This is a genomic window from Aquimarina sp. EL_43, assembly GCF_943422735.1.
Classification (GTDB): domain Bacteria; phylum Bacteroidota; class Bacteroidia; order Flavobacteriales; family Flavobacteriaceae; genus Aquimarina; species Aquimarina megaterium.
The window spans coordinates 2,643,519-2,658,200 of the sequence record NZ_CALSBR010000001.1 but is presented as its reverse complement, the minus strand read 5'-3'; the positions used below and the strand labels follow the sequence as shown (position 1 = coordinate 2,658,200).

At 33.6% G+C, this 14,682-nt stretch carries 14 protein-coding genes; 8 read left to right on the top strand and 6 right to left on the bottom strand.

All coding sequences use genetic code 11. The annotated features are described in order from the left end of the window. Nucleotide 1 precedes the first annotated feature (1 nt). The 3 genes from NNL09_RS11385 to NNL09_RS11375 form a co-directional block, all read right to left on the bottom strand. A complete protein-coding gene (locus NNL09_RS11385) occupies nucleotides 2-1,249 on the bottom strand; it encodes an OmpP1/FadL family transporter (RefSeq protein WP_025667212.1) in 1,248 nt (415 codons plus the stop codon). 282 nt (nucleotides 1,250-1,531) lie between these two features. After that, nucleotides 1,532-2,299 carry an alpha/beta fold hydrolase gene (locus NNL09_RS11380; RefSeq protein WP_196911073.1) on the bottom strand — a complete coding sequence of 256 codons (768 nt, stop codon included), beginning with the start codon at nucleotides 2,297-2,299 and terminating at the stop codon, nucleotides 1,532-1,534. A 10-nt stretch (nucleotides 2,300-2,309) separates the two neighbouring features. After that, complete coding sequence (locus tag NNL09_RS11375; RefSeq protein WP_025667210.1) at nucleotides 2,310-3,023, bottom strand: pyridoxine 5'-phosphate synthase; 714 nt, start codon at nucleotides 3,021-3,023, stop codon at nucleotides 2,310-2,312. A 100-nt stretch (nucleotides 3,024-3,123) separates the two neighbouring features. Between NNL09_RS11375 and NNL09_RS11370 the strand changes: the two genes are divergently transcribed. From NNL09_RS11370 to murI, 8 genes are all read left to right on the top strand, one after another. Beyond that, the gene (locus tag NNL09_RS11370; protein ID WP_025667209.1) at nucleotides 3,124-3,780 is read left to right on the top strand and encodes a CBS domain-containing protein; all 657 of its coding nucleotides are present in this window, start codon (nucleotides 3,124-3,126) and stop codon (nucleotides 3,778-3,780) included. 46 nt (nucleotides 3,781-3,826) lie between these two features. Then, nucleotides 3,827-4,711, top strand: a complete 885-nt coding sequence (locus NNL09_RS11365) for an NAD kinase (RefSeq protein ID WP_025667208.1) — start codon at nucleotides 3,827-3,829, stop codon at nucleotides 4,709-4,711. A 99-nt stretch (nucleotides 4,712-4,810) separates the two neighbouring features. Continuing rightward, entirely contained in the window at nucleotides 4,811-5,488 is a 678-nt protein-coding gene (locus NNL09_RS11360; RefSeq protein ID WP_025667207.1) for a DUF6089 family protein, read from the top strand. Between the two features lie 2 nt (nucleotides 5,489-5,490). Further along, entirely contained in the window at nucleotides 5,491-6,228 is a 738-nt protein-coding gene (locus NNL09_RS11355) for an isoprenyl transferase (protein WP_025667206.1), read from the top strand. Nucleotides 6,229-6,232: 4 nt separating this feature from the next. Continuing rightward, the gene (locus tag NNL09_RS11350; protein ID WP_025667205.1) at nucleotides 6,233-8,863 is read left to right on the top strand and encodes an outer membrane protein assembly factor; all 2,631 of its coding nucleotides are present in this window, start codon (nucleotides 6,233-6,235) and stop codon (nucleotides 8,861-8,863) included. 35 nt (nucleotides 8,864-8,898) lie between these two features. After that, nucleotides 8,899-9,756 carry an OmpH family outer membrane protein gene (locus NNL09_RS11345; RefSeq protein ID WP_025667204.1) on the top strand — a complete coding sequence of 286 codons (858 nt, stop codon included), beginning with the start codon at nucleotides 8,899-8,901 and terminating at the stop codon, nucleotides 9,754-9,756. A gap of 46 nt (nucleotides 9,757-9,802) precedes the next feature. Then, nucleotides 9,803-10,312 (top strand): OmpH family outer membrane protein, encoded by a 510-nt coding sequence (locus NNL09_RS11340; protein WP_025667203.1) that lies wholly within the window; start codon nucleotides 9,803-9,805, stop codon nucleotides 10,310-10,312. A 91-nt stretch (nucleotides 10,313-10,403) separates the two neighbouring features. Then, nucleotides 10,404-11,192 carry a glutamate racemase gene (gene murI / locus NNL09_RS11335; RefSeq protein WP_025667202.1) on the top strand — a complete coding sequence of 263 codons (789 nt, stop codon included), beginning with the start codon at nucleotides 10,404-10,406 and terminating at the stop codon, nucleotides 11,190-11,192. A gap of 141 nt (nucleotides 11,193-11,333) precedes the next feature. Here the strand turns inward: murI and NNL09_RS11330 are convergent, their stop codons facing one another. From NNL09_RS11330 to NNL09_RS11320, 3 genes are all read right to left on the bottom strand, one after another. Then, the gene (locus NNL09_RS11330; RefSeq protein WP_196911074.1) at nucleotides 11,334-11,552 is read right to left on the bottom strand and encodes a hypothetical protein; all 219 of its coding nucleotides are present in this window, start codon (nucleotides 11,550-11,552) and stop codon (nucleotides 11,334-11,336) included. Between the two features lie 115 nt (nucleotides 11,553-11,667). Further along, nucleotides 11,668-12,399, bottom strand: a complete 732-nt coding sequence (locus NNL09_RS11325) for a LytTR family DNA-binding domain-containing protein (protein ID WP_025667200.1) — start codon at nucleotides 12,397-12,399, stop codon at nucleotides 11,668-11,670. Further along, nucleotides 12,400-14,613, bottom strand: a complete 2,214-nt coding sequence (locus tag NNL09_RS11320; protein WP_196911075.1) for a histidine kinase — start codon at nucleotides 14,611-14,613, stop codon at nucleotides 12,400-12,402. It abuts the gene before it with no gap. Nucleotides 14,614-14,682 lie beyond the last annotated feature (69 nt).

Sequence of the window (14,682 nt, the reverse complement as noted above, 5' to 3'; positions counted from 1 at the left end):
ATTACATTTTATAAGTTAAACCAAGTCCAGGAGCAAATGCGCTGGATTTATATGTTCCTCCAAAAGATTCTCTACCGCCAGTCGAGTTTGTACCAAAATCATAAGAAGCATCTACCTCTTCAAATCTCAAGTAAAAGAACGAAGCATCAATAGCTAGCTTAGGTGTTACGGCAAAACTTAAACCACCAGTAAATCCATCAGAGTCGTTACGAGGAGTTTCTGGAGCAAAATAACCTGGTTGCACCGGAGTTTCATCACGGTAATATCCAGCTCTTAGAGTGATTTTATCTGTTGCCTGATACTGCAATCCAAGTCGATATACCGAAGAATTCTTATAATTACGAGGGTTCACCGAACTAGAACCATTACCAAAGGTAAGATCCAGCGACTTATATACATCCCAGAATTGTCTATTATAATCAAATGCAAATACCCATTTCTTATATTCGTATGAAAGTCCTAGAGTAAGTTCTGCTGGCAACGGTAACTCTGCATTAAAAGTCGTAGTTCCATTAGCAGGTGTTGCAGGAGAATTTGGAAAATTCGAAAACGTAGCTTCTCCTCCTTCAACTTCCATAATAATCTCACTACGATAACTAAATCCTATATGCAAATCTTCGGTAGGATTAAACATTGCACCTATACTCCATCCCCAATTGGTAACTCCAGAATCGTCGACCGTAATATTAGAACGGTTACCTTCTAGATCGGTTGTTGTTCTACTAGCATTACGATTAAAATTCACAGAGCCAGTAACATAAATAGGTCCTCCCCCGATACTAAATTGATCAGAAATCTTAAACGACACCACTGGCTGTATATAAATTGCTGCCAATTCAATATTATTTACCAAATGAGAACCAGCCCAGTTTGTTGGCCACTCTACTTCACTACCAAAAGGAGTATATACTCCTAAACCAATAGACATCCAGTCATTTACTTTATAAGAGCCATATAAATTAAGAGGAGTTCCCACAGAACTATCTGTTTCTGAAGAAGTACCTAATTCTCGATTTTGATATATTACATCTGTAAAAATCCCACTTACACCAACACTTACGTTTAATTTATTTTCTAAGTACACAAGACCCGCAGGGTTAAAGAATACCAACTCAGCACTATTCACCACCGCTACTCCAGTATGCCCCATAGCAACAGCTCTTTGTCCTTGCACACTAACTCTATATCCGCCTGCATACGTAACCAAAGTTACCGAGACGAACAGAATAAATAATAAAAGTTTTCTCATAATTAATTTAGTATTGTTTGTTATGTTAGAATGAACTTGTCTACTTTTTTGTTTGTGAGTAAAAAATTTTGGCGGTTAATCTAGAATAAAAGGTTTCATGAAGGCATCACCACGCCATATTATGGTAAAGACACAAAAATTTAGAGGCCAAAATGTAAAATTCGTAGGTAAACAAAAAGTTTAGATAAGTTCTATATTAAAATTTGATTTTCCAAATTTAATAGAAAATACCAATTATCCAACGAAATCATCAAAATATTATGCATACATAGCATTTTTTCTTTATTTTTTGACGAATTCTAACACTTCTTCCAAAAAATTCACCGGGTTTTCGGCATGCAACCAATGACCCGCGTTTGAAATTTCTGCGATTATTGAATTAGGGAATTGTTTTTTTATTCTGGGTTCATCTTCATCCAAAATATAATTAGATCGTTCTCCTTTTAGAAAGAGAGTATGTCCAGAATAACTATATTTTTCTGGTAGTTCTACTCCTATTTCGTGAGCATTTTTCATCAATGCCTCCAAATTCATTCGCAATCCGAGAACCCCCTTATCTTTCCAGTACAGATTTTTAAGAAGAAACATTCTTACACCTGTATCAGGCACATACATACTTAACTCATGATCCACCTCTCCTCTGGATTTTAAAATTTCAAAATCCAAAGCACTTAACCCGTCTAAAATATCCTGGTGATGTAATGGATAATATTTTGGTCCTATATCAGCTACAATTAAATGATCAATCAAATCAGAATATTTTGAAGCAAAAAGCATTACTGTCTTCCCTCCCATAGAATGTCCCAAAATATTACAGTTCTGCAAATGGTACTCTTCGCAATACGTCGCTAAATCATCTGCAAGTATATCATAACTAAACTCATCGCTATGAGGGCTTCTACCATGATTTCGTTGATCTACCAAATGAACCTGAAATCCTTGTTCAGAGATTTTCTTCCCAAGTGTCTTCCAGTTATCTCCCATTCCTAAAAACCCATGAAGAATTATAAAAGGTTGCCCTTCGCCAAAAACGTTTGCATGTAACTTCATATCTACAGTTTTATTTTAGTCGATGTAAATACATATTAACTACATTCTCTAATCCCAGATATATCGATTCGCTTATCAAAGCATGCCCAATAGAAACTTCTAGAAGACCAGGGATATTTTCTTTGAAAAACTTAATATTATCCAAAGAGAGATCATGACCTGCATTTACTCCGATCCCAAGGTCAATTGCCTGTTGAGCACAATCCGAATAAGGCTGTATTGCTTTCAAATTTCCTTTTGCGTATTCTGAAGCAAATTCTTCGGTATACAATTCAATTCTATCTGCCCCTGTACTTACAGCACCTTCTATCATCTCAGAAACGGGATCTACAAATATTGAGGTTCTAATATCATTACGCTTAAACTCTGATATCACTTCTTTCAAAAAACTTTCATGTTTTTTTGTATTCCAACCTGCATTACTCGTTATAGCATCCTCTGCATCAGGCACCAAAGTAACCTGTGTTGGCTTAACAGCTAATACCAACTCTATAAACTTAGGAATAGGATTTCCCTCTATATTATACTCTGTATGTACAATTGGCTTTAAATCATATGCATCTTGATATCGTATATGCCTTTCATCTGGTCTTGGGTGTATTGTAATTCCTTCTCCTCCAAAATGCTGAATATCGGTGGCTACTTGTATTAAATTAGGAGTATTTCCCCCTCTTGAATTACGTAAAGTTGCAATTTTATTAACGTTAACACTTAACTTTGTCATGGTTTTTGATGTCTTTTACTAAAAAAGCAAAAATACAAAGTTGAGAACGCCTTGATTGTATATTTTTTGATTATTTTGCATAATATAGCCCCTAAAAGTTATGAAAACGAATTTGTACATAGTTAATGAAATAGAACCTCTTGATGTGACTGTCAAAGTAACAGAGGCACAACTACTATTTAATGAACTTACCTATACCCATTTTCCTGTAATAAAACAGAATATATATTTAGGATGCATTTCTGAAGCAGATATCCGATGTTTTGAAACTGACAAAACTTTGGATGCATATCAATATGCCCTCGAAGGGTTTTATGTAAGAAAAGGTGATAACTGGTTGGATATTCTAGAAGCTTTTGCACAGAGTAACTCTAACATTATGCCAGTACTTGATGATGATAATAGTTATTTAGGCTTTTTTGAACTTGGTGATATCATGAACCTTTTTAACGAAACTCCGTTTCTTAGTGAGCCTGGTAATATTTTAATAGTAGAAAAAGGAGTTCTGGATTATTCTTTTAGTGAAATTTCACAAATTGTAGAATCAAATAATGCCAAAGTATTAGGTTTATTTATATCAAATATGAAAAATGATGTCGCCCAAATAACATTAAAGATTAGTGATAGTGATATTAATAATATCGTACAAACATTTAGAAGATATAGCTATAACATCGTTTCAAGACATCAGGAAGATACATTTTTAACAAATCTTAAAGAAAGATCTCAATATTTAGCAAAATACCTTAATATATAGGACAGTTTACCTAATCTATAATACTAATAACACAAATCAAATCATAATGAAGATCGGTATATACGGGCAGTTCTATCATAAAAATTCGGGAATCTATATTCAACAGTTATTAGAGACTCTTGACAAAAATGGTGTAGAAGTTGTAATTGAGAAAAATTTTCTTGAATTAATAAATCTTCATGATGAAATAGATAAAACATATTCTCATTTTAGCACTTTTGAAGAACTGGACACATCGTATGATCTTTTTTTTAGTATTGGAGGAGACGGTACTATTCTCAAAACGATCACCTATGTTCGAGATTTAGGAATCCCAATTGCAGGGATCAATACCGGAAGATTAGGCTTTTTAGCAACCATTCAAAAAGAAGAAATTAAGGACACTATAGCGCTCATCCTTGACAAAAAGTTTTATATTTCTTCAAGAAGCCTCGTAACGGTAGAAACTTTACCTGCAACAGAAGAATTTGGGGTATTAAACTTTGCAATGAATGAGATTGCAGTAAGTCGAAGAAATACAACTTCTATGATTACTGTTCACACCACTCTTAATAATGAATTTCTTACTTCATATTGGGCAGATGGTCTAATTGTTTCTACTCCTACCGGCTCTACAGGATACTCATTAAGTTGTGGCGGCCCGGTAATGATGCCTGACGCAGAAAGCATGGTACTAACTCCTATCGCTCCTCATAATCTTAATGTAAGACCCCTTGTTATACCAGATAATCAAGAAATTAAATTACAGGTTTCGGGAAGAGAAGATACCTACTTAATTTCTTTAGACTCAAGAATACACACACTACCAAATGAAGCCACAGTAGTTATCAAAAAAGCTCCATTCAAAATTAATATGGTAGTTCTGCAAGACGAAAGCTTTCTAAAAACATTGCGTAAAAAGATGCTTTGGGGGGAAGATAAACGCAATTGAACAATAAAATGTGCTAAAAAGTGTTTTTTATTCATACTATTTTACTCAAATTCTTGTGTACTAAACTTAATTGTTATATTTGCAAACTTTTGAAAATCTATGAGATACTTAGCATCACTTATAATTGTTGTATTTTTTGTACAACCAATCGCATCACAAACTTACGAAGTAGGTTTGATGGCTGGAGGAGCTAACTATATAGGAGATGTAGGATCTACATACTATATTTTACCTAATAATGTCGCTTTTGGAGCTATCGGAAAATGGAATCGAAGTAAACGACATGCTTTTAGAGCTTCATTTTTATATGCCAAACTCAATGCTAATGACGATAAAGGAGATGATAGAAGAAAACAAAGAGGACTAAGTTTTAGCAATTCTGTAAAAGAAATATCGCTAGGAATGGAATTTAATTTCTGGGATTGGTATCTTTACGACGGCGAATCCCAATTTACCCCTTATCTATATACAGGAATTACGACATTTAATTATGGTGCATTAGCTGTAGATGCGAATAATCAAATCGATGCATATGCAGATAAATGGAGTTTCGCGATCCCTATGGTTTTAGGGATTAAAAAAACATTAGGTAGAAATTTTGTTTTTGGTGCAGAAATAGGTGCCAGATACACATTTACTGATAACCTTGACGGCAGTAATCCTGATGATAGATATGGAACAGGATTTGGTAATTTAAATAACAATGACTGGTATGTATTTACAGGTATAACAATATCGTATACCTGGGGTAGAATACCATGTTTTTGTGCTTTCTAAAAATGATTGATAAAAAACAATTAAACTCTAATATCCCACAGCACGTTGCCATTATTATGGATGGTAATGGGCGATGGGCCAAAAAGAAAGGTCTATTTAGAGCCGTTGGTCACGAAAACGGAACTAAAGCTGTTAAGGAAGCTGTAGAAAGCAGTGCCGAAATAGGCGTTAAATATCTTACATTATATGCTTTCTCTACAGAAAACTGGAACAGACCAAAACTTGAAGTAGACACCTTAATGAAACTTTTGGTGAATTCCTTAAAAAAGGAAATCAAAACACTTCAGGATAATAATATTAAACTTAATGCTATTGGAAACTTGCAGTCGCTTCCCGAAAAAGCAAGAGTAGAACTTTTAGAAGTTATCGAAAAGACCAAATCCAATACACATATGACACTTACTCTAGCGCTAAGCTATGGAAGTAGAGAAGAGCTTATAAAAACTATCAAAGAAATAAGTATTAAAGTTAAAAATGGTGTAATTTCGCCACATCTTATAAATGAATCAGTCATTAATGAGCATTTGTATACAAAAGACCTGCCCGATGTAGACTTATTGATACGTACCAGTGGGGAACAACGTATCAGTAATTTTTTATTATGGCAAATTGCGTATGCAGAATTATATTTTACAGAAATTTTATGGCCGGACTTTAAAAAAGCCGATTTATTTGAGGCCATATACAATTATCAAAAAAGAGAAAGAAGATTTGGAAAAACTAGTGAGCAGCTCAGTTAAAGAAATGACAAAAAAACTACCTATTACGTATTTTACGTTACTCGCCTTATTAATATCAACATCACTTTCTGCACAAAATTTACCTGGTGCTAACGGGAAAGAATATATTATTGGGGATATTAAAGTTACCGGGATTACTAGTTACAATGAAAATACAGTAATTACTTTTACCGGCCTTAGAAAAGGAGAACGTATTTTTCTTCCTGGAGATAAAATAAGTAAAGTCATTAAGAAATTATGGGATCTCGAATTATTTAGTGATATTAACTTTTACATTAGTAATGTAGAAGGAGATGTTGCTGATCTCGAAATTAACATACAAGAAGTACCTGAGTTAAACGAAGCCCGTATTCAAGGAATTAAAAAACGTAAATCTGAAGAGTTAATTAAAGATAATGGATTAACCAAAGGAGCAAAGGTTACAGAAAATCTAATAACTACAACTCGTAATTTTATTGCTAATAAGTATAAAAAAGACGGATTTCTGAATACTAAAGTTGTCATCAACACCATTCCTGTTAAAGATACCGTTGTAAGCAACAAGGTAAACATGGTAGTTTTGATCGACAAAGGAGATCGGGTTAAAGTTGATAAAATCAACATAGAAGGAAACGAGCAACTTTCTGATGCCAAGGTGCGCAGAGCAATGAAAAACACCAAGCGTAAGAAATTTTTAAGATTCTGGAAACGATCAAAATATATCCGAGCAGATTACGAGGAGGATAAAGATAATATTATTACAAAATATAAAGAAAAAGGATATCGAGACGCTCGTATTACCTCTGACAGCCTGATTGTAGAAGATGATAATAGCGTATCGCTTAATCTTAATCTTGAAGAAGGTAATAAATATTACTTTGGTAATATCACATTTCTAGGTAATAGTGTATATACCGACCGAGAATTAGCCCGACAACTTGTTATCAAAAAAGGAGATGTGTACAATGGTGTTCTTTTAGAAAAACAAATTGCTGATAATAGTAAGCCCGATGCAGATGATCTTACTAATTTATATCAAAATAACGGATATTTATTTTCTTCTATTGATGCTGTAGAAACAAAAGTATATAATGATACTCTTGATTTTGAAATCAGAGTTCGTGAAGGAAAGCTGACTTATTTTGACCACATTACCGTTACTGGAAATGATAAAACAAATGATCATGTAATTTACAGAACACTTAGAACCAGACCGGGTCAACGCTATAGTAAAGATCTTGTGGTACGAACTGTTCGTGAATTGGGTCAGTTAGGATTTTTTGATCCAGAACAACTTGAACCACAATTTAAAAATGCAAATCCTCAGGCAGGAACTATTGATATTAATTACCCTGTAGTAGAAAAAGGATCCAGCCAAATTGAGCTTCAGGGAGGTTTTGGCGGAGGTGGTTTTGTAGGGACTCTGGGATTAGCTTTTAGCAATTTCTCAATACGTAACATTTTTAACAAAGAATCTTATAGCCCTCTACCCATGGGAGATGGGCAAACGCTTAGAATAAGGGCCCAAGCCAGTAGATTCTTTCAAACCTATAGTCTTTCTTTTGTAGAACCATGGTTAGGAGGAAAAAGACCATATCAACTCTCTACCTCATTTTCTCATACGATCCAGTTCTTGCTTAATAACAGAACACGTAGAGTAGACAGAGATAGTAAATTTCTTATTACTGGTGGGTCAATAGGTATAGCTAAAAGATTAAATTGGCCAGATAACTACTTTACATTATCTCAAGCTATTAGTGTAAGACATTATAATCTTAAAAACTATAACACTCGATTATTTACTTTTGGTAATGGATCTTCTAATGATTTATCCTACACTATAGGAATCAATAGAAACAACACTACAGTAAACCCTATTTTCCCAACAGGTGGATCAGAATTTAATCTTGTTGCTAAACTTTCTGTACCCTACTCTCTTTTTGATGGCGTAGACTACAGTGACTTAAAAGATCGTAGAGATGCTTTAGAAGAAGAAAGAAGTAATCTAGACAATAGTAATTCGAGAGATCTTGTAAGAAGTGCTGAAATAGGCACAGAGATTGGAGAAATCGATCAGGAGCGTTTTAAGTGGCTAGAATACTATAAGCTAAAATTTGATGGTACTTGGTACACAAGTTTAGTAAATATTGGAAAAAAGCCTTTGGTTCTAAAAACAAAAGCAGAGTACGGTTTTTTAGGTGCATATAATAGCAATAGAGGTAATATTCCTTTTGAACGTTTTTTCCTGGGAGGAGATGGATTAGGGGCTACAAGTCTTGATGGTCGTGAAGTTATTTCATTAAGAGGATACCCAAATCAATCTATTACACCACAAAGTAGAACTAATAATCAAGATTTTGATGCTGATGGGGCAACAATTTATAATAAATATTCGTTAGAGCTTCGTTATCCTATAACACTAAAACCCGCTGCATCGATATATGTGTTAGGATTTTTGGAAGGTGGAGCTTCTTATGATAGCTTTAAAAGTTTTAATCCTTTCCAATTAAGTCGTTCTACTGGAGCAGGTTTGCGTATCTTTATGCCAGCATTTGGGTTATTAGGTATAGATTTTGGGTATGGTTTTGATCCTATTCCGGGAACAAATCAGGCTAATGGATGGGAAACCCATTTTATTATAGGACAACAATTTTAGTTTTGGCACGATTATTTCTATATACACACAAAGTTATGAAAACAAAGGGTCTTTTACTAGTTGCAGCAGTCAGTTGGCTATTTTTCACAAACGCAGTACATGCACAGAAAGGTATTAGGATTGGCTATATCGATATGAGCTATATTCTGGAAAACGTTCCAGAATACAACGAAGCTTCTTCTGAACTCGAAACCAAAGTACAAAAATGGAAAGTTGAAATAGAAGCAGAACTTAAGGAAGTTGAAGAAATGCGTAAAGACCTTAATAATGAAAGAGTCTTACTAACCAAAGAGCTAATCGAAGAAAGAGAAGAAGATATCTTTTTTAAAGAAAAAGAAATATTAGAATATCAACAAAAACGATTTGGCCCTAATGGAGATCTTTTTATTCAAAAAAAGAGATTAGTTCAACCAGTACAGGATCAAGTTTTTGTAGCAGTTCAAGAAATTGCTAAAAACAAAAAATACGATTTCGTTTTTGATAAATCAGCAGATTTAGTAATGTTATATTCTGCAGATCGATTCGATATAAGTGATCAGGTGTTACTTAGAATAAATAGAGCTTCAAAAAGAAAACAGCTCAATAGTAAGAAAGATAAGAAAGCCCTGGAAAGAGCTGAAAAAAGAAATGCAGAACAAGAAGCTGAAGTATCTGACAGAGAACGTGAAGCTCAAAAAAGATTATCAGAAAGAGAACAACTTCTTGCAGAGCGTAAAGCTCAAAGAGATTCTATAAGAGCTGCAAAAAAGAAAGAGTTCGAAGAAAGAAGAGCCCGATTATTAGAATTACAAAAAAGAAAGAAAGATTCTATTAAAGCTTTAAAAACTCAAAGAGAAAATCTAAAAAATAATGACTCATCGTCTGATGCTGATAGTAGAAAAGACAATGATTAAATAATTAATTTTATAAATTTATAACACCCTTTAATAATACTTACAAATGAAACAATTTAGAACGTTATTAGTAGCTATTGCAATTACCATAGGAAGCTCAAGTTTTGTGAATGCTCAATCTAAAGTAGCACATATAGCATCACAGGAGCTTGTAGAAGCAATGCCTGCTTTTAAAGCTGCAAAAAGTGAGATCGAAAAATTAAATAAGACTTATGATGCAGAAATCAGAAATATGGTGTTAGAGTTACAAAACACTATTAAAAAATATTCTCAGGAAGCTGAAACTAAGACGGATGAAGAGAATTTAAAAAGACAACAAGAAGTACAGGCTACAGAAAAAAGCATTAACGATTATAGAACAAATGCGCTTCAAGATCTTCAGAAAAAAGAGATCGAATTAATGAAGCCTATCTATGAACAAGCACGTACATCTATCCAAAAGGTAGCAAGAGCGCAAGGTTTTCAATATGTATTAGATTCTACTACAGGTACCGGAGTAATTATGGCTGATGGTAAAAACCTAATGGCAGATGTAAAAAAAGATTTAGGTATTTAACAGTTTTACTTTAAACTTTTAATAAAAATAAAAAAACAGTGAGATGACATCTCACTGTTTTTTTATTTTTGAGATAAACTATCATGTAATTATGCAAAATCAACCTATTGGTATATTTGACTCAGGTGTTGGTGGAACAACTATCTGGAAAGAAATCACCTCTCTATTACCACATGAGGATACTATCTTTCTAGCTGATAGCAAATATGCTCCTTATGGTAAGCGTAGCAAAGAAGAGATTACAGCATTAAGCATTAAAAACACCGAGAAGCTCCTTGAGCTAAATTGCAAGATCATTGTGGTTGCATGTAATACCGCAACTACAAATGCCATAAAAACACTACGATCTAAGTATGACGTACCCATTATAGGTATCGAGCCTGCTATAAAACCTGCTGCTATTCATACCAGAACAAAAAAAGTAGGTATACTCGCCACAAAAGGTACTTTATCTAGTGAATTATTTGTCAAAACGTCGGATCTGTATACTCAAAATATTGAAGTTATCGAAGTTGTTGGTACTGGATTGGTAGAACTTATCGAAAATGGAAAGATAAACACAGATGAAATGCATACTTTACTTCATTCTTATATCACTCCTATGCTTGACAAAAACATAGACCATTTAGTTCTTGGATGTACACATTACCCTTATCTAATCCCTCTTCTAAAAAAAATCCTTTCCGATCAGATTACAATTATCGATTCGGGAGAAGCTGTTGCACGACAAACCAAAGCTGTATTGATCGCAAATCAACTTTTAAACCTAGACTCTAAAATAGGTGAACACACTTTATATACTAATGGTAATGCAGATATACTAAAGAATATTTTACACAAAAACACTATTACATATACTGTAAAAACTTTAGATTTTTAGTTTTTATACTATATAAACTTAAAAAAGATTGTCTAAAAAATCATGTTCTTAGTTTTTACAAGAAAAAGCAACAAATTAATTTTCAAAAAAGACAACAAACAGATTACTTCTAGACAATCTTCATATCTTATAAAAGATAGATTAACAATAAATAGGACCACTAATTCCACCACCAGTACCCGTTCCTCCACCAGTACCTCCACAATTATTAGTATAACAAGTTTGACCTGGGTTATTACCCCGTCCGGCACAACTGTGTAATGATGGGTTAGCTGTTCCTCCTTTGATAGCTTTAGAGGCCAGATTAGAAATTTTGATTTTTTCTAGAGATAGCTTTTTTAACGATTCTCTTTTTTTCATTATTTTAAGTTTTTGTAGTTAATAATAGTGGATATTACAAATTACAATAACTAACACTTGTTTTTTTAAAGTGTTTTAACAGAAAAAATCAAAACTTCATAATTATCGATTAGGATTATTTAAAATAATTCAATAATGTTCCTTTTTTAGAAGAGGACACCGCTAACTCTTTTCCTGAAGAAAGTACAATACTCCCCCCCTTCCCCTTCCGATATCGTGTTATTTTACTCACATTCACCAAATAACTTTTATGAGTTCTTACAAACCCGTGTGGATTTAGGGATTCTTCAAAATATTTTAGCGTTTTACTCACTAACTTTTGGCCTTTATCCAGGTAAATTTTTGTATAGTTATCATCAGCTTCGCAATACATAATATCAGAAATTTGTAGAACCTCGAAACCATCTTGTTGCGGGATAGTGATTTTACCTTCAACAGTTGTCACCTTAGGAACTAAAACAGTATCCAATAGAGCGGTTTCCCTTTGCTTGATATAACTTACATGATCAACAGCTTTGATAAGATTATCAATTGCAATAGGTTTTAACAAGTAATAGGTTGCCTGAGCGTTTAGAGCATCTACCGCATAATGATCATAGGCGGTTACAAAGACAATTTCGAATGTGCGATCAGGTACTTGTTCTAATAAATCAAATGCATTGCCATATGGCATTTCTACATCCAAAAACAACATATCAGGAGTGTAAGATTCTAGCAATACCAATGTTTCTTTTACACTGGCTGCCTCTCCCAAAATGGTAACCGATGGGCAATACTTACCTAAATAATTTCTAAGTATCGCTCGGCTATTAGCTTCATCATCTACTATGATTGCGGTTAAGTTCATTTACTTGTCTTTCTTAAGAATTAATTTTACCTGCGTTCCTTCTGTATTATCTTCGAGATCCGATATAAACACATCAACCTTATCTTTATACATTTCATTAAGGATGGCAATTCTCTTTTTGATATTACCCATTCCTCTGGATTTTTGAAGTTTTTGATTTTGCGTTTTCAGTTCTTTAGATTTTTTACGTCCAATTCCATCATCAGTAATTGTAATTTCTATACTTTCTGATGTTGCTTTTTGAAAACGTATGGATAACAGCCCCTTTTCAATTTTATATCGTAGTCCATGCCATACCGCATTTTCTACATATGGCTGCAATAACATAGGGGGAATCATATATTCATTAATATCGATTTCTGGATCAACCTCAACTGTATATTCAAATTTATCCTGAAACCTAAAATGCTCTAATTGCACATATAATCTTAAGAGTTCTATCTCTTTTTCTAGAGGAATAAAATCTTCTTCACTATTCTCTAAAACAGCTCTCATCAATAACGAAAAATCAGTAAGATATCTATTTGCTGTTCTTTCATCACTTGTTGCTATAAATGTATTCACAGAATTTAAAGCATTAAAAATAAAATGTGGATTCATTTGGGAGCGTAGTGATTTTAAAGCTAAAATATTATTTGCATACCGTTGTTGCTTCATATTACGATACATCAAATACCCAGCAAGAAGTAATAAAACCATTAACCCAATTAAAAAATAGATTACAATTTGTTGTCGTATACTTTGTTGATTTGCTATTTCTTGTGAAGCAAATGCCAATTCATATCTTGCTTCATTTAACTCCCTATCTTTCTCTAATGTAGTAATTCTATTTGCTCTCTGCGCTAGTTCTCTGCTAAAACGAGTTGCCTGTGATATCTCCTGATCTTTTTGAATATATAACTTATCTATGATTACCTCATATTCTTTGAAGGCATCTGATGCTTTTTCTAACTCTCCTTTTTCTCGATATACTTCTCCTAGTTTTCGGGTAGCATCTTTTTGAACAATAAGATCATTTTTTGATTCTGCCTCTTTAATACTTTCTTCTAAATATGGTATGGCTTCATCATATGCTTCTTGTGCTGCAAAAGCACTGGCAATTTTATAATTTTGCACTTGAGTAGTTAAAGAATTGTCTTTCTCTGCCTGTGGACCATCATTATCATTGCTTTCTTCAATCTCTTCGATATCCTCGAGTGCTTCTTTTCTTAATTGTATCTCTTTACCATAGCTATTACTCTTGTTATAAAAGTCTGCTGCAACAGATCGTTGTCTCGCAGATGTTTTTTTATCCTTTTGTTGTGCCAGCTGCACCGAATTATCCAAATACTCCTCTGCATCTCTAATATTCCCCTCTTGTTGTAATACTTCGGCTAGCTTAGAGTTTAACAAAATCACCTTATCATCCAGCTTTTTTCTCTGGCTTATAGAAAGAGCTTTATTGTAATTAGTAATGGCATCAGGGTAATTTTGCAACCCTTTATAACTATCTCCCAGACCTTCATAAACAATAGCCTTTTGAGTATTACTCAACCTGGATCGCCGTAATTCATCAAAAGTATTTAGAGCTGCCTGGTAATTTTTTCCTTCTAGTTGAGCATTAGCTAATTTAATTTTTACATCTGCGTTATATTTATTTTTAAGACTAAGAAGGTAGTTACTCTCTGCAAGATCTGGCTGTTTCCAGTACTCATAAATATCTGCTAACGATTCAAATAATTCGGCTTTTTTATCGTCTGATGAAGGATCATCATCTCGTATTGTTTCTAATGCATTAGTGATATATTCTATACTCGTAGCGGCATCCTTTTTCAAAGAACTTTTTGCTGCTCTAAGGTTTTCCTGATATCTCGACTCTCTTTTTTGTTTTGAAATCGAAGGTGATTTAGCCTCTTGCGGATTATCCTGTACTTCAATATCAATTCTTTGGCCATCCTTAATTGTATATCGTATAGTATTAAAACTATCATGAGCAATTACAAGCTCATCTCCAACACGGGCTTCAATCCTAAAATTACCAAAAATATCGGTTGTAACGGTTCCTTTTCCCAGAACAGTCACATCAACATCTCTAATTGCTTTTCGGGTGCTCTTCTCCTTCACAGAACCTTTAATACTCATCGATTCTGGTCGTTTCATTCTAGCGTTTTCTTGCCCCAAAACCAATACAGGAAGGAACCAAAGAAATACTATTATCAAACCAATCTTCTTCATTGTATACTATTAAAACAAGGTAAACTTAACCCATTTAAGTGGGATAATAAAATTCGAATCACTTGATTA